At 62.0% G+C, this 22,484-nt stretch carries 25 protein-coding genes; 9 read left to right on the top strand and 16 right to left on the bottom strand.

Going from position 1 to position 22,484, the window contains the following annotated elements:
- Positions 1 to 46: 46 nt before the first annotated feature.
- Positions 47 to 976, bottom strand: coding sequence for an AEC family transporter (locus tag AC2FMM_RS15280; protein ID WP_496797014.1), 930 nt, complete (start codon positions 974 to 976; stop codon positions 47 to 49).
- Positions 977 to 1,019: 43 nt separating this feature from the next.
- Positions 1,020 to 1,994: an iron exporter MbfA gene (gene mbfA / locus AC2FMM_RS15275; protein ID WP_496711967.1), complete on the bottom strand. Its 975-nt coding sequence runs from the start codon at positions 1,992 to 1,994 to the stop codon at positions 1,020 to 1,022.
- 127 nt (positions 1,995 to 2,121) lie between these two features.
- Between mbfA and AC2FMM_RS15270 the strand changes: the two genes are divergently transcribed.
- Positions 2,122 to 2,739, top strand: a complete 618-nt coding sequence (locus tag AC2FMM_RS15270; RefSeq protein ID WP_490362398.1) for a TetR/AcrR family transcriptional regulator C-terminal domain-containing protein — start codon at positions 2,122 to 2,124, stop codon at positions 2,737 to 2,739.
- A 9-nt stretch (positions 2,740 to 2,748) separates the two neighbouring features.
- On the opposite strand, the gene AC2FMM_RS15265 is transcribed toward AC2FMM_RS15270, so the two are convergent.
- From AC2FMM_RS15265 to AC2FMM_RS15210, 12 genes are all read right to left on the bottom strand, one after another.
- Entirely contained in the window at positions 2,749 to 3,588 is an 840-nt protein-coding gene (locus AC2FMM_RS15265; RefSeq protein WP_496684220.1) for an EamA family transporter, read from the bottom strand.
- A 175-nt stretch (positions 3,589 to 3,763) separates the two neighbouring features.
- Positions 3,764 to 4,399 carry an urease accessory protein UreG gene (ureG, locus tag AC2FMM_RS15260; protein ID WP_496684218.1) on the bottom strand — a complete coding sequence of 212 codons (636 nt, stop codon included), beginning with the start codon at positions 4,397 to 4,399 and terminating at the stop codon, positions 3,764 to 3,766.
- Positions 4,396 to 5,049, bottom strand: a complete 654-nt coding sequence (locus AC2FMM_RS15255) for an urease accessory protein UreF (RefSeq protein WP_496797013.1) — start codon at positions 5,047 to 5,049, stop codon at positions 4,396 to 4,398. Before AC2FMM_RS15255 ends, ureG begins: the two co-directional genes overlap by 4 nt.
- Entirely contained in the window at positions 5,033 to 5,479 is a 447-nt protein-coding gene (locus AC2FMM_RS15250; RefSeq protein WP_496684212.1) for an urease accessory protein UreE, read from the bottom strand. Before AC2FMM_RS15250 ends, AC2FMM_RS15255 begins: the two co-directional genes overlap by 17 nt.
- A 15-nt stretch (positions 5,480 to 5,494) precedes the next feature.
- A complete protein-coding gene (ureC, locus tag AC2FMM_RS15245) occupies positions 5,495 to 7,204 on the bottom strand; it encodes an urease subunit alpha (RefSeq protein WP_496711971.1) in 1,710 nt (569 codons plus the stop codon).
- A complete protein-coding gene (locus AC2FMM_RS15240; protein WP_170341542.1) occupies positions 7,204 to 7,509 on the bottom strand; it encodes an urease subunit beta in 306 nt (101 codons plus the stop codon). The genes ureC and AC2FMM_RS15240 overlap by 1 nt, the downstream gene beginning before the upstream one ends.
- Complete coding sequence (locus AC2FMM_RS15235) at positions 7,506 to 7,664, bottom strand: hypothetical protein (RefSeq protein WP_496685513.1); 159 nt, start codon at positions 7,662 to 7,664, stop codon at positions 7,506 to 7,508. The genes AC2FMM_RS15240 and AC2FMM_RS15235 overlap by 4 nt, the downstream gene beginning before the upstream one ends.
- A gap of 11 nt (positions 7,665 to 7,675) precedes the next feature.
- The gene (locus AC2FMM_RS15230; protein ID WP_496684206.1) at positions 7,676 to 7,978 is read right to left on the bottom strand and encodes an urease subunit gamma; all 303 of its coding nucleotides are present in this window, start codon (positions 7,976 to 7,978) and stop codon (positions 7,676 to 7,678) included.
- Position 7,979: 1 nt separating this feature from the next.
- The gene (locus AC2FMM_RS15225) at positions 7,980 to 8,747 is read right to left on the bottom strand and encodes an urease accessory protein UreD (protein ID WP_496797012.1); all 768 of its coding nucleotides are present in this window, start codon (positions 8,745 to 8,747) and stop codon (positions 7,980 to 7,982) included.
- A 311-nt stretch (positions 8,748 to 9,058) separates the two neighbouring features.
- Positions 9,059 to 11,038 (bottom strand): bifunctional 2',3'-cyclic-nucleotide 2'-phosphodiesterase/3'-nucleotidase, encoded by a 1,980-nt coding sequence (locus AC2FMM_RS15220; RefSeq protein WP_496797011.1) that lies wholly within the window; start codon positions 11,036 to 11,038, stop codon positions 9,059 to 9,061.
- 223 nt (positions 11,039 to 11,261) lie between these two features.
- The gene (locus AC2FMM_RS15215; RefSeq protein WP_496711975.1) at positions 11,262 to 11,981 is read right to left on the bottom strand and encodes a glutathione S-transferase family protein; all 720 of its coding nucleotides are present in this window, start codon (positions 11,979 to 11,981) and stop codon (positions 11,262 to 11,264) included.
- Positions 11,968 to 12,576, bottom strand: a complete 609-nt coding sequence (locus tag AC2FMM_RS15210) for an NAD(P)H-dependent oxidoreductase (RefSeq protein WP_496742542.1) — start codon at positions 12,574 to 12,576, stop codon at positions 11,968 to 11,970. The genes AC2FMM_RS15215 and AC2FMM_RS15210 overlap by 14 nt, the downstream gene beginning before the upstream one ends.
- 125 nt (positions 12,577 to 12,701) lie before the next feature.
- Here AC2FMM_RS15210 and AC2FMM_RS15205 point away from each other — a divergent pair, with 125 nt between their 5' ends.
- Positions 12,702 to 13,067, top strand: coding sequence for a winged helix-turn-helix transcriptional regulator (locus tag AC2FMM_RS15205; RefSeq protein WP_496685524.1), 366 nt, complete (start codon positions 12,702 to 12,704; stop codon positions 13,065 to 13,067).
- Between the two features lie 6 nt (positions 13,068 to 13,073).
- On the opposite strand, the gene AC2FMM_RS15200 is transcribed toward AC2FMM_RS15205, so the two are convergent.
- Positions 13,074 to 13,904, bottom strand: coding sequence for an IclR family transcriptional regulator (locus AC2FMM_RS15200; protein WP_496685526.1), 831 nt, complete (start codon positions 13,902 to 13,904; stop codon positions 13,074 to 13,076).
- A gap of 245 nt (positions 13,905 to 14,149) precedes the next feature.
- Here AC2FMM_RS15200 and AC2FMM_RS15195 point away from each other — a divergent pair, with 245 nt between their 5' ends.
- The 6 genes from AC2FMM_RS15195 to AC2FMM_RS15170 all read left to right on the top strand — a co-directional run bounded on the left by AC2FMM_RS15195 (position 14,150) and on the right by AC2FMM_RS15170 (position 19,810).
- On the top strand, positions 14,150 to 15,244 hold the full coding sequence (locus AC2FMM_RS15195) for a TRAP transporter substrate-binding protein (RefSeq protein ID WP_496797010.1): 1,095 nt from the start codon (positions 14,150 to 14,152) through the stop codon (positions 15,242 to 15,244).
- A gap of 82 nt (positions 15,245 to 15,326) precedes the next feature.
- Positions 15,327 to 15,935 carry a TRAP transporter small permease subunit gene (locus tag AC2FMM_RS15190; RefSeq protein ID WP_496685530.1) on the top strand — a complete coding sequence of 203 codons (609 nt, stop codon included), beginning with the start codon at positions 15,327 to 15,329 and terminating at the stop codon, positions 15,933 to 15,935.
- The gene (locus AC2FMM_RS15185; RefSeq protein ID WP_496684519.1) at positions 15,928 to 17,292 is read left to right on the top strand and encodes a TRAP transporter large permease; all 1,365 of its coding nucleotides are present in this window, start codon (positions 15,928 to 15,930) and stop codon (positions 17,290 to 17,292) included. The genes AC2FMM_RS15190 and AC2FMM_RS15185 overlap by 8 nt, the downstream gene beginning before the upstream one ends.
- A complete protein-coding gene (locus AC2FMM_RS15180; RefSeq protein ID WP_496742539.1) occupies positions 17,289 to 18,644 on the top strand; it encodes an amidase in 1,356 nt (451 codons plus the stop codon). Before AC2FMM_RS15185 ends, AC2FMM_RS15180 begins: the two co-directional genes overlap by 4 nt.
- A gap of 4 nt (positions 18,645 to 18,648) precedes the next feature.
- On the top strand, positions 18,649 to 18,843 hold the full coding sequence (locus AC2FMM_RS15175) for a hypothetical protein (RefSeq protein ID WP_496685534.1): 195 nt from the start codon (positions 18,649 to 18,651) through the stop codon (positions 18,841 to 18,843).
- Between the two features lie 4 nt (positions 18,844 to 18,847).
- Complete coding sequence (locus AC2FMM_RS15170; RefSeq protein WP_496797009.1) at positions 18,848 to 19,810, top strand: 2-hydroxyacid dehydrogenase; 963 nt, start codon at positions 18,848 to 18,850, stop codon at positions 19,808 to 19,810.
- 83 nt (positions 19,811 to 19,893) lie between these two features.
- Here the strand turns inward: AC2FMM_RS15170 and AC2FMM_RS15165 are convergent, their stop codons facing one another.
- Positions 19,894 to 20,898 carry a LacI family DNA-binding transcriptional regulator gene (locus AC2FMM_RS15165; protein ID WP_496797008.1) on the bottom strand — a complete coding sequence of 335 codons (1,005 nt, stop codon included), beginning with the start codon at positions 20,896 to 20,898 and terminating at the stop codon, positions 19,894 to 19,896.
- A 246-nt stretch (positions 20,899 to 21,144) separates the two neighbouring features.
- Here AC2FMM_RS15165 and AC2FMM_RS15160 point away from each other — a divergent pair, with 246 nt between their 5' ends.
- Positions 21,145 to 22,413: an ABC transporter substrate-binding protein gene (locus AC2FMM_RS15160; RefSeq protein WP_496797007.1), complete on the top strand. Its 1,269-nt coding sequence runs from the start codon at positions 21,145 to 21,147 to the stop codon at positions 22,411 to 22,413.
- Positions 22,414 to 22,484: the final 71 nt, after the last annotated feature.

Raw genomic sequence — 22,484 nt, 5'->3', positions numbered from 1 at the left:
CCGCGTAAAGTGCAGCGGGCCGGGAACGCGGCTTTTTTGTCCTGCTTCAGGGGGTCCCGACCCAGGCGATCACCAAGGGAATGGTCAAAATGCTGACCAGGGTCGACAAGAAGATTGCCGCCGAGGCCCGGTGCGGCGCCACCCCGTAGTGCGCTGCCAGCATGTAGACGTTCCCGGCCACGGGCAGGGCGGCAGCGGAAATGGCCACGGCGGCGGCAAAAGGATCGGTCGGCAGCAGCCACAGCAGCACCACGGCCACACAGGCCGGATGCACGGCCAGTTTGCAAAAGCTGAGCCATAACGCGATCTGAACCCGCTCGGCCGATTTGGTGGCCAGCGAGGCGCCGATGGCGAACAGCGCGCCCGGCGTGGCGGCGCCGCCCAGAATGGTCAGAAAATCGTTCAATGGGGCTGGCACCGGCATCTGCAGAGCCGACCAGATCAACCCGGCCGAGATCGAGACGATCATGGGGTTCTTCAGCAAACCGAGCCCGATCAATCGCAATGTCCCGACGCTCAGCCGACCATCCCGCCCGCCATTGATCAGGATCACGATCAGCGAGGAAAACACCACCAGATCGACCGTCAGAACCAGCATGACCGGCCCGATGGCGGCCTCGGAGAACAGCATGGCCAGCATCGGCAGACCCAGAAAGCCCACATTGCCGATGGCCGCGCATTGCGCTTCGACCGCCGCGATGGGGATGTCGAGCCCGCGCAGCCAGGCCACCAGCGTCGCCAGCGCGTAAACGCCCGCCGTGCCTATCAGATAGCCCAGCATCAGCCGCGCATTGAAGATCTCGGCAAAGGGCAGCGTGGCGGCAAAGCGGAACAGCATCGCCGACAGCGCGAAGTAGAACACGAACTTGGTCAGATAGGCCGTGGCGTCCTCGGTGAAGAACCGGCTTCGCCCGGCCCAGTATCCCAGGCCGATGATCGCAAAGAAGGGCAGGGTGCGCAGAAAGATATCGACCATGGGCGAAGTGGTAACATGATTTGACCGCTTCGCAAGTCGCGTGTCACCCGCTGCCGATCAATATCCCCGCCGCCAGTACCATCGCCCCGCCTAGAACCACTTGGAAGGCCGCACGGAAGAACGGCGTTTCCATGTACCGGTTCTGAATCCATGCGATGGCCCACAATTCGACGAACACGATGAAGAAGGCGATGATCGTCGCGGTCCAGAAGTCCGGAATCAGATAGGGCAGGGCATGGCCCAGCCCGCCCAGCGTGGTCATCACCCCCGAGGCCAGCCCGCGCTTGACCGGCGAGCCACGGCCCGACAACTCGCCATCGTCCGAGGCGGCCTCGGTGAAGCCCATCGAGATGCCCGCCCCGACCGAGGCGGCAAGACCCACCAGAAAGGTCGTCCACGGATCATGGGTGGCAAAGGCGGTGGCAAAGATTGGCGCCAGGGTCGACACCGATCCGTCCATCAGCCCCGCCAGCCCCGGCTGCACCCAGGTCAGAATGAATTGCCGATGCGCGATGGCCTTCTCGGCCTCTTTCTCGTCATGGCCCAGATGGGCCTGTTCCAATTCGTTTGCCGTGGCCTGATGCCCGGCCTCGGCCGCCGCCAGATCGCCCAGCAACTGACGGGTCGCGGCGTCGGTCGTGCGCGCGGCGGCGGCCAGATAGAACCGCTCGGCGTCGCGCTCCATCATCTCGGCCTCTTCGCGGATGCGCTCTATACCGAGGTTCTCGACCAGCCATATGGGGCGGCGGGCATAGAACCCGGCGACGTGTTCGCGGCGGATCAGGGGAATGACCGGGCCGAATCGCTTTTCATGCAACGCGATCAGGCGACGGCGGTGCTCGTCCTCTTCGGCGGCCATGCCGTCGAAGATCTTCGCCGTCGCCGGATAGTCCTGGCGCAGCATTTCCGCATAGGACCGATAGATTCGCGCGTCGTCCTCTTCGGACGAAATCGCAAGCGCGAGGATTTCCTGCTCGGTCAGATCCTTGAAGTGTTTGCGTTGGGTGAAAAACCGCATCTCTGCCCCATTTTTAGAATGGTTCTAATATATCCGGTGCGATCGGGCATTCAACCCTTGTCGAAAACCGTTGAAACTGAACTGTACGGTTTATAGATTTGCAGCACCACCCAGCCAAGGAGACACCATGACCCAAGCCGCCACCATCGTGCGTACCGGACGGAAATTCGACCAGGTTCTGAAAGGCGCCCGTGAGGTTTTCATGGCGGACGGGTTCGAAGGCGCCAGCGTCGATGACATCGCACGCGCGGCGGGCGTATCGAAGGCCACGCTCTACAGCTATTTCCCCGACAAGCGGCTTCTGTTTTCCGAGGTGGCGCAGACCGAGTGCTGCCGTATGGCTGAAAACGTGTTGGCCATGATCGATGAGACCAAGCCCGTGCGCGAGGCGTTGATGATCACGGCAACCCATCTGACCCGGTTTCTGGTGTCGGATTTCGCGCAGCAGGTGTTCCGCATCTGCGTGGCCGAGCGCGACCGGTTTCCCGAACTGGGCAAGGCGTTCTACGAGGCAGGCCCCGCCAACGGCCAGCGCCAGATGGCCGAATACCTGGAAAAAGCCGTGGCCAAGGGCGAACTGGCGATTGATGACGTGCATTTTGCCGCCGAACAATTCGCCGAACTGTGCAAGGTGCGCCTGTGGACGCTGGCGGCCTTGGGGATCCAGACCCGGTTCTCGGACGAGGAAATCGACGAAGTGGCCAGGAACGCGGTCGAGATGTTCATGGCGCGGTACGGCACCTGACGGATCGGCTCAACCCGACAGCCCAACCAGCGCCACACCGCCCGCCATCAGAACTGCGGCTCCCAGCCTGCGCACCCAATAGCCTTCGTGCAGGAAGACGAAGCCGATCAGGGCCGCAAAAATCACCGAGGTTTCCCGCAACGCCGAGACCGCCCCCAGCGGTGCGAAATTCTTGGCATAGAGCACCAGCCCATAGGCCAGCATCGATACGAAACCGCCCAGGATGCCGATCGCCCAGGTGCGCACCGGAAGCTGTGCCAGAACCTGGCGCCGTCGAAGGCCCACAAATCCGGCGATGAACAGATGTAAAAACGCTCCCCAAGCCCAGTAGCTGAGCGTGTTTCCAGACAGCCGCACCCCGATGCCATCCACAACCGAATAGACCGAGATGCAAAGTCCGGTACCCACCGCAAACCCCAGCGCTGCGCCGCCGACCCCTTGCCGGAGCGAGCTCCAACTGCTGAGCTGGATGCCGACCGCGATCAGGCCGATGCCGATCCAGGCTTGCAGGGGCAGAACCTCATCCAGCAAAAGATAGGCCCACAGCGCCACCAACGCAGGAACGATGCCCCGCGCGATCGGGTAGACGACGCTGAGGTCCCCATGCTGATAGGCTTTGCCCAGCATGTAGTAATAGCCGAAATGCACCACCGTGGACAAAAGGATGTAGACAAAGCTTTCGCCGCCCGGAAAGGGCAGGATAAGGATCATGACGCTGGCCGGGATCACATGCCCGAAGGCCACAAGGCCCAGCGTCGTCGTCCGGTCGCCCGCAGTTTTGACGATGGCGTTCCAGACGGCGTGCAGGATGGCAGCCGACAGAATGATCGCGATGACGAATGGGCTCACCGGCGGTCCTCAGGTGATGGGGCGGCCCCAAGCAGGATCGGCCCGGCTGCAACTTTCTCCCACCGGGCTGTCAGCGGGGCCGCGCCGGTGGTCGATTCCGGTTACATCGGATTGGCCTTCGCGCGCAAGGTTCCTAAGTCTGGAACAGCAAGAGTCCAAAGGCGCGTTGCTGGTCTTAAGCCGTTGCACGCCGTCCGGCGTCGATGCCGGCGATCTTGTCCAACAGGTCGATGATTTCACTCGTTCCGCTACCGCTCCGCAGGTTGGTGAATACGAATGGCCGATCACCGCGCATCCGGGCCGCATCGCGCTGCATCACCGACAGATCCGCTCCGACATGCGGGGCAAGGTCGATCTTGTTGATGATCAGGATGTCCGACCGGGTGATCGCGGGGCCACCCTTGCGGGGGATCTCTTCGCCCGCGGCCACATCGATCACATACATCGTCACATCGGCCAGTTCCGGGCTGAAGGTGGCCGACAGGTTGTCACCGCCGGATTCGATCAGGACGATCTCGACCTCGGGGTGACGGCGCACCATCTCGGCCACCGCGGCCAGATTGATCGAGGCATCCTCGCGGATCGCCGTATGCGGGCAGCCTCCGGTTTCCACCCCGATCACCCGGTCCTGCGGCAGGATCTGCATGCGCATCAGCGCCTCGGCGTCTTCTTGCGTGTAGATGTCATTGGTGATCACCCCGATCGAGTGGGTGTCGCGCAGCGCGCGGGCGAGGGCGGCGGTCAGGCTGGTCTTGCCCGCACCGACCGGGCCGCCGATGCCCACCCGCAGAGGGCCGTTCATGCTGCTCATGTGCGGAATATCCTTGGTTGTTGAGTTTCATGTTGCATGGCCGCGATCTCGGCCAGAAAGGCGGTGCCGGACAGGGCGGACAGATCGGCCTCCACCGCCGCGTGCGCCTGATGTGCGCACAAGGGCGCCATGTCTCGGACTACCCCTTGCGCAGCGGTCTGGCCGAGGGGCATCAGCCGCTGCGCGGCCGAAACAAGATTGCTGATGAACGCATGCAAAAACAGCCGCGCGGTCGGTTCCACCGGCAAACCGGCGTGGCGCGAGGCGCAGCCGACGGCGACGGGATAGGTCAGATCCGTCAGTTCGATGTCCCAGACCGCTGCCGTCACACCGCAGAAGGCAGCGCCCTGTTGCGCGGTCTCGAACCTGCGCTCGAAGGGGCCGGCGAAGGCGCGGGCCATATCGTCAAGTTCGGCCACGGCAAGCTCGGATTTGGCGCGCCAAGCGGCGGTCAGAAACAGGGCATCCGACCATCCCGCACCGTGTTCCAGCACGTCGTGCAGCCAGTCCCGCAGGCTGGCCGCATCGCGCACCGCGCCTGATTGGACCAGTCGTTCCAGACCATGCGAATAGGCAAAAGCCCCCACCGGATAGGCGGGCGACAGCCATTGCGTCAGCGTCAGCAGATCAAGGTCAGTGGCTGTGGCCATGCGTCCGCCCGTGCCCATATGCGCCGCCTTCGGGGCTGAAGGGCGCGCGGATGTCTTGAACCGTCGCGCCAAGTTTCAGCAGCATGTCGCGGATCACGTGGTCGCGGCGGATCACCAGGCGGTCGGGCTCGATCTGGCAAGGGGTGTGGCGGTTGCCGATATGCCAGGCAAGCCGAGTCAGATCGGGGCCGGTGACGGCGAACAGGTCCTCTTCGGCGGCAACCACCTCGATCAGGCGGCCATCGGCCAGTTCGAACGCGTCCCCCCCGTCCAGCGAGGTCGTCTGCGACAGATCCACCAGGAACTCCTCGTTCTGGGTGGTGCGTAGCATCCGGCGGCGCAGAAAGCGGTCTTCGTAGTTCAGGGTCACGGTGCCATGGGTTTCGTCCCACTGACCGTTGCGGCGGATTTTCTGTGATGTGGCAAGCATCGAGGGCATCCCTTTTCAGAACAGGAAATAGCGTTGCGCCATGGGCAGGGTTTCGGCGGGTTGGCAAGTCAGCAATTCACCGTCGGCGCGTACCTCGTAGGTTTCGGGGTTCACGTCGATTTCGGGCAAGGCATCGTTCAGTCGCAGATCGCGCTTGCCGATCGCCCGGGTGTTGCGCACGGCGACGGTCTGCTTGGCCAGGCCCAGACGCGCGGCGATGCCGTCCTCTTGCGCGGCTTCCGACACGAAGGTCACCGCGCCCTGCTCGACCGAGCGGCCATAAGCCCCCCACATCGGCCGGGAATAGACCGGCTGAGGCGTGGGGATCGAGGCGTTCGGATCGCCCATCTGCGCACAGGCGATGGTGCCGCCCAGCAAAACCATCTCGGGCTTCACGCCGAAAAAGGCGGGGTTCCACAGCACCAGATCGGCGCGTTTGCCCTCCTCGATGCTGCCGATATGGGTACCCAGCCCGTGCGCGATGGCCGGGTTGATCGTGTATTTCGCGATATAGCGGCGCACGCGGAAATTGTCGTTTTCGCCCGTTTCTTCAGGCAGGCGCCCGCGTTGTTTCTTCATCTTGTCGGCGGTCTGCCATGTGCGGATCAGCACCTCACCCACGCGGCCCATCGCCTGACTGTCGGACGCGATGATGCTGAAGGCGCCCATGTCGTGCAGAATGTCCTCGGCCGCGATGGTCTCGCGCCGGATGCGGCTCTCGGCAAAGGCCACGTCCTCGGGGATGGATTTGTCGAGGTGATGGCAGACCATCAGCATGTCCAAATGCTCTTCGACCGTGTTCACCGTAAAGGGCCGGGTCGGGTTGGTCGAGGAGGGCAGCACATGCGTTTCGCCGCAGATCTTGATGATGTCGGGGGCGTGGCCACCGCCCGCGCCCTCGGTGTGGAAGGCGTGGATCGTGCGGCCTTTCATGGCGGCCACGGTGTTTTCGACGAATCCGCTTTCGTTCAGCGTATCGGTGTGGATCATCACCTGCACGTCCATCTCGTCGGCCACCGACAGGCAGCAATCGATGGCCGCAGGGGTGGTGCCCCAGTCCTCGTGCAGCTTCAGGGCGCAGGCCCCGGCCAGGACCTGTTCGCGCAGAGCAGCCGGCTGCGAGGCGTTGCCCTTGCCCGCAAAGGCCAGGTTCATCGGAAAGGCGTCGGCCGCCTGCAGCATGCGCCCGATATGCCAAGGGCCGGGCGTGCAGGTAGTGGCTAGCGTGCCATGCGCCGGGCCGGTGCCGCCGCCCAGCATGGTGGTCAGGCCGGAATGCAGCGCATCCTCGATCTGTTGCGGGCAGATGAAATGGATGTGGCTGTCGAACCCGCCGGCGGTCAGGATGCGGCCCTCGCCGGCGATGGCCTCGGTGCCGGGGCCGACGATGATATCGACGCCGGGCTGCGTGTCGGGGTTGCCCGCCTTCCCGATCCGGGCGATGCGTCCGTCCTTCAGGCCCACATCCGCCTTGTAGATGCCCGTCCAGTCAACGATCAGCGCATTGGTGATCACGGTGTCCACCGCCCCTTCGGCGCGGGTTGCCTGAGACTGGCCCATGCCATCGCGGATCACCTTGCCGCCGCCGAACTTTACCTCTTCGCCATATGTGGTCAGGTCGCGCTCGACCTCGATGATCAGGTCGGTATCCGCCAGCCGCACCTTGTCGCCCTTGGTGGGGCCGTACATGGCAGCATAGTCGGAACGTTTGATCTGGGCTGGCATCAGAGGTCTCCCATGACTGCGCCGTTGAACCCGAACACGCGCCGCGCGCCGCCGATCGGGATCAGCTGCACTTCGCGCCGCTGGCCAGGTTCGAAACGCACGGCGGTTCCGGCGGCGATGTCCAGCCGCATGCCGTGGGCGGCGGCCCGGTCGAAGTCCAGCGCCGGATTGGTTTCGGCGAAATGATAGTGCGAGCCCACCTGCACGGGCCGGTCACCGGTATTGGCCACCATCAGTGTGATCGCCGTCGCGCCCGCGTTCAGCTCGATTTCGCCGGGGGCAGTGATGACCTCACCGGGGATCATTTGCGCGCCTTCAGCCAGAATGCGACGCCGCCGATCGCCAGCAGCAGGACCAGCACCAGCCAAGTGCCCGAGTCATGCGGGTGCAGGTGCGGCCCGTCATGCGCCAGCGCGGGTGCGGCCATCAGGGCGAAGGGCAGGAAACCCAGGTATTTCATCGTCATCTCCTTCAGCGGATGGGGTTGTGCACGGTGACCAGCTTGGTGCCGTCGGGAAACGTCGCCTCGACCTGCACCTCGTGGATCATCTCGGGGATGCCGTCCATGCACTGGTCGCGGGTGACGACCTGCGCGCCGGCCTCCATCATGTCGGCGACCGAGCGGCCGTCGCGGGCGCCCTCGACCACGGCATCGGTGATCAGCGCGATGGCCTCGGGGTAGTTCAGACGCACGCCCCGGGCCAGGCGCTTGCGCGCCACCTCGGCGGCCATGGCGATCAGCAGTTTGTCTTTTTCACGCGGCGAGAGTTGCATGTCAGATCATCCAGGGTCTTGGTAGGGAATTGCGGGTCAGCCGGTTCAGGATCGGCACAAGGGTCTGGCGCAGCGCGAAACCGTCGGGCGCCAGCAGGCGCATCAACAGCATGTCATCACCCACAAGGCTGACGCCGCCGGTGTCAGGCAAGGTCGCGCGGATCGGGTCCAGATGCGCAGCGGCATCCGGGCGGATCAGTATCAGGCTGCTGAGTGCGCCGGCGCCGTCGCCAACGCCCGGCCGGGCCATTTCCGCCGCCAGATCACCGGTCAAACGCAGCGCGTCCAGATGGGCCAAACGGCCCGCGCGCCAGATTTCGATGCGGTCTTGGAAGTGGGCCGATGTGACCTGCTCGCCCATCGCCGCGCGGCCGAAGATCAGGGATTCCACCAGCAGTATGCTGGCATCGGGGGCCAGATCGACACGCAGGCGGCGGTCGATCGCGCAACCATCGAACAGGATGGTTTCCTGCGGCAGCCAGTTCAACTGGCCGCCCGTAGCCACGGTCAGATGTGTCCGAATCTGGCCCGGAGCTGCTCCGGACGCGCGATAAGCGCGCTCGGCCGCCTGCGTGGTTATGGTCAGACGCGAATCTGCCCCTGCGGTGGCAGACAGGTCAAATCTGTCTCCGCCGGTGACGCCGCCGGCGGTATTGACCAGCACGGCCTGCATGTCAGCGCCATCGCGCCGTGGAAACAGCAACTTCAGCGACCCTTGCTGGCGCAGGTCCTGCAACTCGGTCCGGCCAGCGCGCCCAACCACGGACACCACGCCCCGCCCGACGGCACGGGGAGGCGCGGCGATCGCTTGCGCGGGCGTTATTGCGGACAAAGAAGTAATTGGAAGCTCCGGGCGAGAGGACTGTCGGATGCGAAAGCACCACAGCCATTTCCTCGAGTCAGCGCAGCCCGGCAGAGGCAATTGGGTCAGAACACTCGTTAGCCCATTTACCAGGCACTATTTCCTCCATCGCCTGAAAAATAAGCTTAGAGCCAACGCGCTTGATAATCCGGCCATCAGCCCCAAGCCAAAAGAAAAGGGCGACCAGGTTGGCCGCCCGATCCGGTGTCTGTCGCCGGTCAGAGCGTGATGCGGAAGGCCGCGAAACCGTCGGCCCCGTCGCCTGCGTCTTCCAGCGCCAACCCTTTGACGTCGCTGATGTAATCACGCGCCTTGGGGCCGGTTTCAAACAGAACTGTGGTGTCGCCCAGCGGTGCGAAGGACCAGTTGCCGTCGGCCTTGGGGTCGATCGTGCCTTGCTCGACGATATAGCGCACGATCACGTCGCGGTTGGTGTCGGGGGCCTCGAACACGATAGTGTCGCCCATCGCGCCCGGGAACGATCCGCCGCCCGAAGCGCGGTAGTTGTTGGTGGCAATGATGAACTCCATGTCGTCGGTCACCGGAGCACCGTTGAACTGCAAGTTCACGACGCGCGCTGCGTCGGGGTTGACCTCTTCGCCCTTTGGGCCAAAGCGCGAGGGCTGAGACAGGTCGATCTGATAGGTCACACCGTCGATCACGTCGAAATTGTAGGACGGGAATTCGGGGTTCAGCAGCAGCGCATCCTTGGCACCCGGCTCGATCTGGTTGAACATCCCGGCCGAACGCTCCAGCCAGCCGCGCAATTGCGCGCCGTTCACGCGAACCGCGCGCACGGTGTTGGGATAGAGATACAGATCGGCCACGTTCTTGATCGCCACATCGCCCACCGGGACGTCGGTATAGTATTCGGGGCCACCCCGGCCACCGGCCTTGAAAGGTGCCGCGGCCGACAGGATCGGCAGGCCCTCATGCTCGGTGCCTTTCAGCATCTCTTCGATATACCATTTTTGCGCGATCGACACGATCTGGACCGAGGGGTCGTCGGCCACCAGCGCGAAATAGCTGTGCAGCGGGGCCGAGGTCTTGCCCACCGCGCGGCGCACATAGGCCAGCGTTTCCTCGTGATCCTGCGCGACCGAGGCCAGCACCTTGGGGTCGTCCTCGACCAGCGCGGTGATCGAGCGGTCTTCGTTGCGCTTCGAAATCGGCCGGGCCTCGGAGGTGGTGGTGACCACGCGCCATTCGTTGCCGTCGCGTTCCAGCAGCAGGTCAAGCACGCCCAGATGCGACCCCCAGAACCCGCCCATGACGGCCGGCTTGCCCATCAGCGTGCCCTTGTCCACGTCAACGCCGGCACGGTCGGCGAAGGTGGGCGAGGGGAAGACCAGGTGGTTGTGCCCGGTCACCAGCGCATCGATGCCATCGACCCCGGCCAGCGGGACCGAGGCGTTCTCCATCCCGTCCGCGTGATCGGCCGCGCCGATGCCCGAATGCGACAGGGCCAGGATCAGATCGCAGCCCTGCTCTTTCATCTCGGGCACAAAGGCTTTGGCTGTCTCGACGATGTCGCGGGCCTGCACGTTGCCTTCCAGGTGGCGGCGGTCCCAGTTCATGACCTGCGGCGGGGTGAAGCCGATGACGCCGATGCGGATCGGCTGCTTGCTGCCATCGCCCAGCTCGATCTCGCGGTCGAGGATGACATAGGGCTGCACCAGCGTCTTGTCTGCGCGCGGATTTGCACCCTGTTCCTTGGCGATATTTGCCAGCACGATCGGGAACTGCGCCCCGGCCAGCGATTTTTCCAGAAAGCTCAGGCCATAGTTGAACTCGTGGTTGCCCAGCGTCGCGGCATCATAACCCAACGTGTTGAACGCGTTGATGATCGGGTGGGTGTCGCCATCGTTCATGCCACGCTCGTAGGCGATGTAGTCGCCCATCGGGTTGCCCTGAAGAAAGTCGCCATTGTCGACCAGCATCGAGTTTGTGGCCTCGGCCCGGATCTGGTTGATGATCGAGGCCGCGCGCGACAGACCTACCGTATCGCGCGGCTTGTCGGCGTAGTAGTCATAGGGAAAGACGTGAACGTGAATGTCGGTCGTTTCCATGATCCGCAGATGCGCCTGATTGCTTGCGGCGGCGGCGGAAAACGGGTGCAGGGAAACCATGGCGACGCCGGCCGTGGTGGTGGCCAGGAATTGACGCCGCGACATCGCGAATTTGCTGGATAGGGTCATGAAGCACCTCTCGAAATAAATTGGTCGACGCATCATCTGAACGTTAATGACGACAATGATGTGACAGCGCGATCCGCGGGGATCACCCGGCGCGCCGATGGTTCAGACTGACCGCTTTTGACACCCGAGTAAAGCGTCCACGCGGCCATCGAGCTGCGCTCGGGCGGTGCGGCGCCTAACGCGCCGTGGTGCGGGCCCAGGCTGGGGCGTCCGGGCCGCGGCCTCAGTCTTTTTTCACGTCGCCAGCAAACCGCGCGGCGTTTTCCCGCGCAAAGGCACTGGCATCAGCCGAGGCATCCCAGAACTGAGGATTGGCCTTGGGAATGGTCAGCGCCTTCTGAACTGCGGGCCGGGCGTCGATGCGGTCGAACCATGCGTTCAGATGCGGAAGGTCATCGACCTGAACCCTTGCCCAGACATAGGCCCGCGCCCAGGGGTACAGCATCATGTCCGCGATCGTATATTGCCCCGCCGCGATCCAGTCGCGCCCATTCAGGCGATCATTCATCACCTCCATCAGGCGGCGGCTTTCGTCCACGTAGCGGCGGATCGAGAACGGTTCGGTATGGCCGTTGGGGGCGGCAATATGCTGGAAATACATCGCCTGGCCCATCATCGGACCCACATGTCCGACCTGGAACAGCATCCATTGCATCACCTCGGACTGCTGCACGGGGTCAGAGGGCAGGAATCGACCGTATTTCTGCGCGAGGTGCCACAGGATTGCGCCGCTTTCGAAAATCGCCCGTCCTTCTTCTCGGTCCTCGATCACCGGAATCTTGCCGTTGGGGTTCAGCGACAAGAACGCCGGCGTCTTTTGTTCCTGTTTGGAAAAGTCGATGGGGGTTAGGTCGTAGGGCACGCCTGCCTCTTCCAAGAAGATCACCGGTTTGTAGCCATTCATCGTGGCCGCGGTGTACAGGTGAATGTCAGGCCGCGACATGCGCAATCTCCTCGAAATGCTCTTTCAGATGCGCGTCGAACCTCTGGAAATCCTGTTCGATCCGGGGGTTCTTCATCACGTCGAAGGCCGCGAAGGTGGGCAAAGGCTGCATCGCCAGAAACTTGGCGTTCAGGTGCATGGGCCACAGCAGGTCGTCGACGCTGGCCCCGGCAAAGAACGGCTCGGCCGGTTTGTCGAACGCCTCACGCGGGGCGTTGAAGGTGACCGACAGCATGTATTTCGTTCCGTGCAGCAGGCCACCGGTGCCGTAGTTGGCTTTGGGCGCCTCGGCGGTCCGGCCGTCGCCGGCCAGCAACCGGCCGTCCATGCCCGCGGTGTAGACCTCGTCGATGTATTTCTTGAACACCCACGGTACACCCATCCAGTTCACCGGAAACTGCATGATGACCACATCCGCCCAGACATGCGCGTCGATCTCGGTGTTGATGTCGTACCCTTCGGCAACCGTGGTCATACGCACCTCGTGGCCCATACCGGCCAGTGCGTCCTGCGCCCGTTGCACCAGCGACGCATTCAGGCGGCCAGGTGCGAACTCGTAAGGCTGCGTACCGTTCACGATCAGGATCTTGCTCATGTTCATATCCTTGGTTTTGAAACTGCTTGCCCCTTGACTTTGGCCGGGGTGAAACCGAACTTGAGAACAGTAGTAAGGAATTGCAACCAGTTTACTTTTTGTAACCTACTGGATTGGAGAAGGCGATGCGTGCCCGTATCGAACAAGACGACCAAGGAAAGCGGCAAGCGGTGGATGCGTGCCGCGAACCATGCCCCATCGAACGCGGCATGCGGATCATCGGCGGCAAGTGGACCGGGTCAATCCTATGGCACCTCAAAGACGAGCCGGTGCGTTTCAATGACCTTTCGCGGATGATCGGTGGGGCCAGCAAAAAGATGATCGCCGAACGCCTGCGGCAATTGGAGCAACAAGGGCTGGTTCACCGCCAAGTGCTCGAAACCTCGCCGGTTTCGGTGCAATATTCCGTTACGGATTTGGGGCGCACTGCACTCGGTTTTCTAGACGAGCTGCGGAAATGGACCGAAACATTACCAGGCGGTGAAACCTGACTGGCGCTATGCCTCGGGGGATTGTTGCAAACCGTTGGAGATCTGGGCCGCGGCGCGCGTGACGCGAGCAGCCATCGCCTCAAGCTGGGCGTCCGAAAAACGGGTTGTGGGCCCGGAAATGGACAGGCCGGCAATCACGCGCCCCAAAACATCGAAAATGGGTGCCGCAATACAACGCATACCCAGAAAGCGCTCTTCATCGTCAATCGCCCAGCCTTGTGCCCTGCATCTTTGCAGTTCGTGCTTCAATTGCGCGACATCGGTGATTGATTTCGGTGTCTGGGCCTCGAGTTTCGACTTGCGCAGTAGGGTCTCAAGACGACCGGGGTCCATGTGTGCCATTATTATTTTGCCAACACCTGATGTGTGAAACTTGGTGGTGGTACCGTTCTTTATCGAGGCGCGGATCGGGTTGTCCGATTCGACTTGAACCAGGTACAGCAACGCTCCTCCGTTCTCGATGGCCAGATTGGCGGTTTCGCCTGTCTCCGCCGCGAGGGTGCGCATGACGGGCGGTGCGATTTCAAGAAGGTTCGAGCCGGGCTCAAACGCGTTGCCGATCCGGTATGCCTGTGGCCCGATGCGCCACATTCCGTCTGTCCCGTCCTGGGACACCAAACCCCGATTTTGGAGTGTTGCCAAAGCCCTGTGCACAGTTGGCGCCGGAATTCCGGTCTCGGTCGAAATCGCCGAAAGCGACGCCCGGCGCATGTCCGCCAAACACGAAAAGATACGCAGTCCGCGGTCCAGCGCCATCACCGGTGAGACATCGTTCGTTTCCATCGGAGATTTCCTGCGCGGACGTCCTCGGCGCGCGGCGGGCGTTTGTTCGGTCATGGAAATCCAAGCATCAATTCGTCAAATTCGTGTCCCTTTAACTTAGCGGCCAGAGCACATTAAAAAAATGAAAAATATAATAGTGTTCAAAAACATAATGTTATGCGATTTTTTCTGCCTTTTTTTCAGGTATTTCCAAAATCTTTTGAAAAAATGGGATTCTGGCTTATCGTTGAGGCATCCGCAGGAGGGCGGATCGGAGCCAGCACCGCGCAAACGGTCAGTGCCCAACCAAGGGAGGAAACATGACAAAATCTTTGAACCGCAGAAATTTTCTGCGCGGGTCGGCCGTTTTGGGCGCAGGTGCGCTTGCGGCACCCGCCGTGCACGCGCAGGAGGGAACCACACTCAAGATGCAGGCGGCCTGGGGCGGCGGCATCTTTCTTGAAAATGCTCAATCCTATGTGAACCGTGTCAACGAGATGACGGGAGGCCGCCTGACCATCGAACTGCTGCCCGTGAACTCGGTCGTGAAGACCAGCCAGATGCAGGACGCGGTTCACCGCGGTGTTCTGGATGCGGCCCATTACGTGCCGGCCTATTGGTATTCGAAATCCAAAACGGCCTCTCTGTTTGGGACTGGCCCCTGTTTTGGCTGGTCCAGCCAAGAAGTTCTGGGTTGGGTCTATTACGGCGGCGGTCAGGAACTGTTCGACGAATTGATGGCCAACTTGGGTCTGAACGTCGTGTCGTTCTTCAACTCGCCCATGCCGGCGCAGCCGCTGGGGTGGTTCAAAGAGCAGATCACCAGCGCCGACCAGATGAACGGTCTGAAATACCGGACCGTCGGATTGGCGGCGGATGTTCTGTTGGAAATGGGCATGTCTGTGGTGCAGCTGCCGGGTGGCGAGATTCAGCCTGCGATGAAGTCGGGCCTGATCGACGCGGCCGAGTTCAACAACCCGACATCAGACCGCGACTTCGGCATGCAGGACGTATCGAAACATTACCATCTGGCCTCGTTCCACCAGAGCCAGGAATTCTTCGAGGTCACGTTCAACAAGGACAAGTACAACGCCCTGTCGCCCGAGCTTCAGGCAATTCTGAAATACGCCTCCGAGGCCGAGAACTCGAACTTCTATTGGCACAACACCAAGCGCTACTCGGAAGATCTGGTAAAGCTGGCCGAAGAGCAGGGCGTGAACGTCTATCGTACGCCCGACAGCGTCATGCAGGCGCAGCTGGATGCGTGGGACGTGGTGGTCGAGCGGATTTCAGGCGAGGACCCGTTCTTTGCCAAGGTCATCGAAAGCCAGAAGGCCTATGCCAAGACGGTCATGAACTATCTGAACCTGAACCAGCCCGACTACAAGCTGGCCTACAAGCACTACTTCAGCTGACCAACGACGTCAGTAGCACCAAAGGAGGTCGCGCCCCGCGCGCGGCATCCTAATACGGGGTAGAACAGGCGAGGGACGGACCTTGATCAAGACAATCCACGCCATCGAAGGGCTGAGCCAATGGGTCGGCAAGGCCTTCGGGTGGTGCATTCTGATATTGACGCTTTCTGTATCTTACGAAGTCTTCGTGCGCTATGTGCTCAACAGCCCGACCGTATGGGCGTTCGACATGATGGTACAGATGTATGGCGCGCTGTTTCTGATGGCAGGCGCCTATGCGTTGGCCCAGGACGCGCATGTCCGGGGCGACGTCCTTTACAGACTGTTTTCCGTCCGCTGGCAGGCGCGGGTCGATTTCGTTCTGTACATCCTGTTCTTTTTCCCGGGTATGTTTGCCCTGTTCTGGTACGGCTGGGAAATCGCAGCCGACAGCTGGCGCTACAAGGAAGTGAGCTGGAACAGCCCCGCGCGGATTCAGATCTATTTCTTCAAAACCCTGATCCCGCTTGCGGGCTTTTTGCTGATGGTCCAGGGCCTCGCCGAGATGGGCCGGTGTTGGTTGGCCATGCGCGATGGCGAATGGCTGCCGCGTCTGGATGATGTCCGTGAAACCGAAGACATGCTGATGGACGAAACCATCGACCGTCTGAATGCGACCCGTACCGAGAAAGGAGGGCGCAGCGATGACTGATCCTCAAGTCGCCATCCTCATGCTCAGCCTGTTCATCGTACTGGTACTGCTGGGCTTTCCGATCGCGTTCACGCTTTTGGCGATGGGCGTGGGTTTTGGGTACTATGCATACTACCAATCCGCCCCCGAAACCATTTCGGACATCTTCAACAACAACATATTCTACTTGCTGAACCAGAACACCTATTCGGTGATGGAAAATGACACGCTGGTCGCCATCCCTTTGTTTCTGTTCATGGGATACGTGGTTGAACGGGCCAATATCGTCGACCGATTGTTCTTCTCGCTGTATATGGCGGCTCGAAACCTGCCGGGGTCGCTGGCAATCGCTGCCCTGATGACTTGCGCGGTGTTTTCGACCGCGTCGGGGATCGTGGGGGCAGTGGTCACGCTGATGGGTCTTTTGGCCTATCCGGCGATGGCCAATGCCGGATACCAGCGCAGCTTTGCGGCCGGCGTCATTTGTGCCGGCGGAACGCTCGGAATTCTGATCCCGCCATCGATCATGTTGATCGTCTATGCGGCAATCGCAGAGTTGTCACCACTGCGCCTCTATGCCGCCGCCGTATTTCCTGGCCTGATGCTGGCAGGATTGTACATCGTATACGTGATGGTGCGGGTATGGCTGAACCCGTCGCTGGCCCCAAAGCCGGCCGAGGGGGACATCCCGCCCAAACGTCAGATCTATATGGATCTCTTGGTTTCCTTCGTGCCGCTGACCGTGCTGATCTTGCTGGTCCTCGGCTCGATCCTGGGCGGGCTTGCAACTCCGGCCGAGGCGGCTGCGATGGGTGCGCTCGGCGGGTTGGTTTTGGCCATGATCTATCGGTCCCTGACCTGGGATAAAGTCAAGCAAAGCGTCTTTCTGACCGCCAAGGCGACGGCGATGGTCTGTTGGCTGTTCGTCGGATCGTGGACTTTCGCGTCCGTGTTTTCCTATCTGGGGGGGCATGACGTCATCGAACACTGGGTCGTTGGCATGAACCTGCAGCCTTGGCAGTTCCTGGTTCTGGCGCAGTTGATCATCTTTCTGCTCGGCTGGCCGCTGGAGTGGTCCGAGATTCTGATCATCTTCGTGCCGATTTTCCTGCCGATGCTCGAGACCTTTGGGGTGAACCCGTATTTCTTTGCGATGCTCGTTGCCCTGAACCTTCAAACCTCTTTCTTGACCCCGCCAATGGCGATGTCAGCCTATTACCTGAAGGGGGTTCTGAAGTCGCAGATCGAACTGATGGAGATCTTCCGCGGGCTGATGCCCTATCTGGCGATCGTGATCCTGTGCATGGTGCTGATGTACCAGTTTCCGGGCATTGCGTTGTGGTTCCCGGACTATCTGTTCGGTGTGTGGGTGCCATGACGAAACACGACCTGACCCTGCTTTCGGCGGTTCACGCCGCCGATGCCATCCGAGCAGGCCGGATCACGTCACAGGCATTGGTCGAGGCCTGCCTTGAAAGGATCGAACAGACTGAGCCGGCGATCCGCGCCTGGGCTTATCTGGATGCGGGATCGGCGCTGGATCAGGCGCGGGAATTGGACCGCATTCGCAAAGCCGGGCGACCGACTGGAAAACTGCATGGCGTTCCGGTTGGCCTGAAGGATATCGTGGACACCCGCGACATGCCGACCCAACGGGGCAGCGCGGTGTTCGCCGGTCGCCAACCTGATGCCGACGCACGGTTGGTCGAACGTCTGCGTGACTCCGGTGCGGTGATCTTGGGCAAAACAAAAACCACTGAATTTGCCTTCATGCACCCGACCGACACGACCAACCCGTTTGATCCCACCCGTTCACCGGGCGGTTCATCCAGCGGTTCGGCCGCCGCCGTGGCTGCGCGGCATGTGCCGCTGGCGATTGGAACGCAGACAGGTGGATCGGTGATTCGTCCCGCCTCGTTCTGCGGGGTCTTCGGCATCAAGCCCACCCGTGGCACGATCTCGCGTAGCGGTGTGTTCCGCACCTCGGTCTCGCTCGATCAGATCGGCGGCTTTGCCAACTCGCTCGAAGATGCGGCGCTGTTGATCGACGCGGTGTCCGGCTATGACCAGACCGACCCCGCCAGCTTTGCCCGACCGCGCGGTGAGATGCTGGCCGGCGCGAGGGCCGAAGCCCCGGTCGAGCCCGATTTTGTGTGGCTGGACTTTCCCTTCAACGACCGTCTTGACGAAGATGCGGCCGAAGGCCTGAACGCCGTCGTCGACGCCCTCGACGGGCGCGTCGAACGCATTTCGGCCTCGGCACAGCTGGCTGATCTGGTAAACGTTCATAAAGTGATCTACGACCATGAGATCAGCCAGAACATGGCCGAGATTGCCGCAAGCGATCCCGACAGGATCAGCGCCGAGATGCACGAGGCCATCATCCGGGGCCAGAAGATCAGTGCGGCGCAATACGAAGATGCCTTGGGCATCATGGCCTCGGCTCAGGAGTTTTTCGCAAACTTCTTCAACGATTACGATGCGGTCATCGCACCGGCGGCAACGGGGCAGGCGCCCCTGCTCAGCGCCGGCCATACCGGCGATTCCGTGTTTTGCCTGACGTGGACGCTGGCCGGCCTGCCCTGTCTGAGCCTTCCCTTGCTGGTTGGTGAAAATGACCTCCCGGTCGGGGTCCAGTTGGTTGGGGCCGCCGAAGAGGATGACAGGCTTCTGCGCACAGCCGCTTGGTTGCAGCGCCAACTCGCCGCCGGGCCAGAAACAGGAGTATGAAATCATGTCGCGCTTGACGAACATAATCATGGCCGTGATCGGAACCGGGTTGATGATGGCCTTTGTTCTGGGCCTTGCCCACAGCATCTCGACCGGGTTTGCCGGGTTTTGGGGCGGGTTTCCGTTTCTGGTGATCGCGATCTTCGTGATCGCGCTGGCGCTGTACAACTTCTGGGAAGATGCCATCAAGAAGGACTGACGCCATGAGCGACAAACCCGTCCTGTGGCTTCCGCGCCGTGTGTCTGATGCAACGATCGCTCGGGCGCGACGCGACTATGAGGTGGTGCTGAACGAAGCGGACACACCCGGCACAGCCGACGATATCATCAGGATGAGTGCGCAGGTCGATGCGATGATGCCCTGCCATTCCGAGCATTTCACTGCCGAGGTCGTAGCCCAGTTGGATCCGCGGCTGAAGATCATCGCCAACCACTCGGTGGGTGTCGATCATTGCGATCTGGCGGCGCTTGCCGCCCGTGGAGTCGTGGTGACCAATACCCCGGACGTTCTCTCGGACGCCACGGCCGAGCTGGCGATGCTGTTGATGCTTGGGGCTGCCCGCCGTGCGGTCGAGGGGGACCGGTTGGTGCGCAGCGGCGGATGGAACAACTGGAGCCCGTCGTTCATGGTGGGCAAACAGGTGACCGGGGCCCGCCTGGGGATCATCGGTATGGGGCGCGTTGGGCGGGCTTTTGCAGCCAAGGCCCGCGGATTCGACATGCAAATCCACTATTTCAACCGCACGCGCTTGTCACCGGACCTGGAGCAGGGCGCAATCTATCATGCCAGTCTCGACAGCTTGCTACCTGTTGCGGATTTCCTGTCCTTGCATTGCCCCGCGACGCCGGACACCACGAACCTGATGAACGCCGAGCGGATTGCCGCTTTGCCGGATGGCGCCGTGCTTGTGAATTCGGCGCGCGGCGCGCTGGTGGATGAGGATGCCCTGCTGAACGCGATCAAAAGCGGCAAGCTGGCGGCGGCCGGACTTGATTGCTTTGCAACCGAACCGGGCGGAAACCCGGGTTTTGCGACGTACGAAAACATCTTCATGCTCCCGCATATCGGAAGCGCCACGACCACGACGCGCGATGCGATGGGGTTTCGTGCTCTCGACAATCTGGACGCTTTCTTTGCCGGCAAAACCCCTCGGGATCTGGTGTAAGGCGACCTGAAGGCTGCGGATGTCTCGATCATTGCCGCAGTTCAAAGCCGGGAAGTGTTCGCGTTCGGATCGGTCTGACGCTTCTAGGCGACCGGCCCGGTGGTTTCGCGGGCGATGAAGCGGGCCGAGACCTCGGAAACGGTGGCAGGCATGTCCGGATCATTGATCCGGTCCAGCAAGGTTCGTGCCAGTCTGCGGCCCAGCTTTTTGGGCGAAACCGCCATGGTGCTGAGGGCCGGGATCGCGACCGAGGCGTCCTCGGTATCGTCAAATCCGATGATCGACACGTCGCGCCCGGGCTCCAGGCCGGCGCGCATCAACCCGTAACAGGCACCCAGGGCGACCATGTCGCCGTTGCAGACGATGGCGGTCACCTCGGGATGGGCGTCGCGCAGCTTCAGCATCTGCTCCATCCCCGCGCGCTTGGTATCGGGCGAGGGCCAGATGACAGGCGCGGCCAGCGATCTGGCCTGAACGGCGCGTCGATACCCGGCGATCCGGTCCTTGCGGACCGGGTTCATGCCGGTGCCGCCGAAAAACGCGATGTGCCTGTGGCCCAGGTCGGCCAGATTATGCGTGGCCGTTTCGGTCGCCTCGGCATTGCGGATGCCGACATGGTCGAAATCGGGGCTGATGTGACGCAGAAAGGTCACGGTGGGAACCCGATGGGTGCGCAGCAGGTCTAGCGTCTGCGCGCTGGTTTCCAGCGCAGGTACCCACAGCAGGCCGCCGCGCCCGTTGCGGATGAAATCCCGCAATTGCCTGCTCTGACGGTCCGCATCGTCGCGTGTATCAAGAATCGAGACCAGATACCCCTCGGCCTCCAGCAGCTCGACCGCACCGCTGACGACTTCGGCGTTGAACGGGTTTGCGAACTGGTTCAGAACAAACCCGATTTCCCGGTTCTCGCCCGACCGCATCGACGCCGCGCGCGAGTCCGTGACATAGTGCAAGGCCTCTGCCGCCTGCAGCACCTTTTTCCGGGTCTGCTCGGAAATCCGCCCGGTTCCGCGCATCACCTGACTGACCGTCGGAATCGAAACTCCGGCGGCTTTGGCGACACTGGCGAGGGTGGGTTTGGCGGGCATTTCTCGGACTTCTGGTATATCGTTGCATCATCAAAATGCCCAACCCACATGGGTATTGCAACGTGCAATTCCTGCGAACTTCAAAACATCGGGCCAACCGATTGGCAAAAATTCGTTGACGTAAGATATATCGTTATACCATGCTGACCGCATCGCTTGGGGTGAGTCGCTGCTCGACACGCACAGCAAACCGACCCCACCAGGCAGAACGGGCGAAAGGCCCAATCGAAACTCTGGGAGGAGTCCATGTCAATTCAATCCAAGCTGGTCGGTGCCGCATCCGGCCTTGTTCTGGCCCTGGCCACAAACGTGGCGCAAGCCGAGGTTCTGTTCTGGTCGACGCAGGCCAAGCCGGTCGAAGAGGCGCAGGCCATGCGCGAACAGGTTCTTTCAGGCTTCGAGGGTGGCGTGGACTACCAGCCCAATGACGGCGGCCCCTGGCTGACGCGTCTGCAGGCCGAATTGCAGGCCGGCTCGGGTACCATCGGCGTGCTGGGCGCGCTGCATGGTGATTTCTCGGCGATGAACCCCGATGATCTGGTCGACCTGGATGATCTGGGTATCGCTTCGGCCTCGGACACGTTCAACGAACTGGCCAAGCTGGGTACTAACAGCCTGCAATACATCCCCTGGATGCAGGCCAGCTATATCATGGCGGCCAACAAGGAGGCGCTGCAGTACCTGCCCGAAGGTGCCGACATCAATGCGCTGACCTATGACCAGTTGATCGAATGGGCCGCCAACGCGCATGAGGCTGCGGGCGAGCCGAAATTCGGCTTTCCGGCCGGACCCAAGGGCCTGAAGCACCGCTTCTTCCAGGGTTATCTGTACCCGTCCTATACGAACGGCGTGGTGCGGACCTTTGCCAGCGATGAAGCCGTAACCGCGTGGGAAAAATTCCGCGAGCTGTGGGCACATACCAACCCGGCCTCGACCAATTTCTCGTTCATGCAGGAACAGCTGCTTTCGGGCGATGCCTGGATCGTGTTCGACCACACCTCGCGTCTGGCGCAGGCCTTCAACGAGCGGCCTGATGACTTCGTGGCCTTCCCGGCCCCGGCGGGCCCGACCGGGCGCGGCTTCATGCCGGTTCTGGCTGGTGTTGCGATCCCCAAAACCGCACCGGACATGGAAGCGTCCAAAGCTCTGGTCGCCTACATGATGAAGCCGGAAACCCAGATCGCCACACTGCGTGCGACGAACTTTTTTCCGGTCGTCGCGGTTGACCTGCCCGCGGACCTGCCGCCGGCCGTCAAGGCCGCAGGCGACGCGGTCGCCAAGATGAGCGGCTCGGCCGATGCCAACCCCGGTCTGCTGCCCGCGGGACTGGGCGACAAGGGCGGTGACTTCAACCGTGTCTATACCGATGCGTTCGAGCGGATCGTGCTGGCCGGTCAGGACATCCGCACCGTGCTGGACGATCAGAAAGGCGCGCTGGAGGCGATCATGCAGGAAACCGGCGCGCCCTGCTGGGCTCCGGATGCGCCTTCGGACGGTCCATGCCCCGTCGAATAAGGGTCTGACCTGATCCCGACACCGGGCTTGACGCGGGCCCGGTGTCCCCCGAACTCTCTGCCCGAAACCAC

This window comes from Ruegeria sp. BHSC043 (genome assembly GCF_059612985.1).
Note: the sequence above shows the minus strand (reverse complement) of the source record. Positions and strands in the feature narration are given on the sequence as shown.

Bases quoted from the DNA above. Each gene is read 5' to 3' on its own strand.
- AC2FMM_RS15280 (WP_496797014.1), bottom strand. From the start codon at position 976: ATGGTCGATATCTTTCTGCGCACCCTGCCCTTCTTTGCGATCATCGGC.
- mbfA (WP_496711967.1), bottom strand. From the start codon at position 1,994: ATGCGGTTTTTCACCCAACGCAAACACTTCAAGGATCTGACCGAGCAG.
- AC2FMM_RS15270 (WP_490362398.1), top strand. From the start codon at position 2,122: ATGACCCAAGCCGCCACCATCGTGCGTACCGGACGGAAATTCGACCAG.
- ureG (WP_496684218.1), bottom strand. From the start codon at position 4,399: ATGAGCAGCATGAACGGCCCTCTGCGGGTGGGCATCGGCGGCCCGGTC.
- AC2FMM_RS15255 (WP_496797013.1), bottom strand. From the start codon at position 5,049: ATGGCCACAGCCACTGACCTTGATCTGCTGACGCTGACGCAATGGCTG.
- AC2FMM_RS15250 (WP_496684212.1), bottom strand. From the start codon at position 5,479: ATGCTTGCCACATCACAGAAAATCCGCCGCAACGGTCAGTGGGACGAA.
- ureC (WP_496711971.1), bottom strand. From the start codon at position 7,204: ATGCCAGCCCAGATCAAACGTTCCGACTATGCTGCCATGTACGGCCCC.
- AC2FMM_RS15240 (WP_170341542.1), bottom strand. From the start codon at position 7,509: ATGATCCCCGGTGAGGTCATCACTGCCCCCGGCGAAATCGAGCTGAAC.
- AC2FMM_RS15235 (WP_496685513.1), bottom strand. From the start codon at position 7,664: ATGAAATACCTGGGTTTCCTGCCCTTCGCCCTGATGGCCGCACCCGCG.
- AC2FMM_RS15230 (WP_496684206.1), bottom strand. From the start codon at position 7,978: ATGCAACTCTCGCCGCGTGAAAAAGACAAACTGCTGATCGCCATGGCC.
- AC2FMM_RS15220 (WP_496797011.1), bottom strand. From the start codon at position 11,038: ATGACCCTATCCAGCAAATTCGCGATGTCGCGGCGTCAATTCCTGGCC.
- AC2FMM_RS15215 (WP_496711975.1), bottom strand. From the start codon at position 11,981: ATGTCGCGGCCTGACATTCACCTGTACACCGCGGCCACGATGAATGGC.
- AC2FMM_RS15210 (WP_496742542.1), bottom strand. From the start codon at position 12,576: ATGAGCAAGATCCTGATCGTGAACGGTACGCAGCCTTACGAGTTCGCA.
- AC2FMM_RS15205 (WP_496685524.1), top strand. From the start codon at position 12,702: ATGCGTGCCCGTATCGAACAAGACGACCAAGGAAAGCGGCAAGCGGTG.
- AC2FMM_RS15200 (WP_496685526.1), bottom strand. From the start codon at position 13,904: ATGACCGAACAAACGCCCGCCGCGCGCCGAGGACGTCCGCGCAGGAAA.
- AC2FMM_RS15195 (WP_496797010.1), top strand. From the start codon at position 14,150: ATGACAAAATCTTTGAACCGCAGAAATTTTCTGCGCGGGTCGGCCGTT.
- AC2FMM_RS15185 (WP_496684519.1), top strand. From the start codon at position 15,928: ATGACTGATCCTCAAGTCGCCATCCTCATGCTCAGCCTGTTCATCGTA.
- AC2FMM_RS15180 (WP_496742539.1), top strand. From the start codon at position 17,289: ATGACGAAACACGACCTGACCCTGCTTTCGGCGGTTCACGCCGCCGAT.
- AC2FMM_RS15175 (WP_496685534.1), top strand. From the start codon at position 18,649: ATGTCGCGCTTGACGAACATAATCATGGCCGTGATCGGAACCGGGTTG.
- AC2FMM_RS15170 (WP_496797009.1), top strand. From the start codon at position 18,848: ATGAGCGACAAACCCGTCCTGTGGCTTCCGCGCCGTGTGTCTGATGCA.
- AC2FMM_RS15165 (WP_496797008.1), bottom strand. From the start codon at position 20,898: ATGCCCGCCAAACCCACCCTCGCCAGTGTCGCCAAAGCCGCCGGAGTT.
- AC2FMM_RS15160 (WP_496797007.1), top strand. From the start codon at position 21,145: ATGTCAATTCAATCCAAGCTGGTCGGTGCCGCATCCGGCCTTGTTCTG.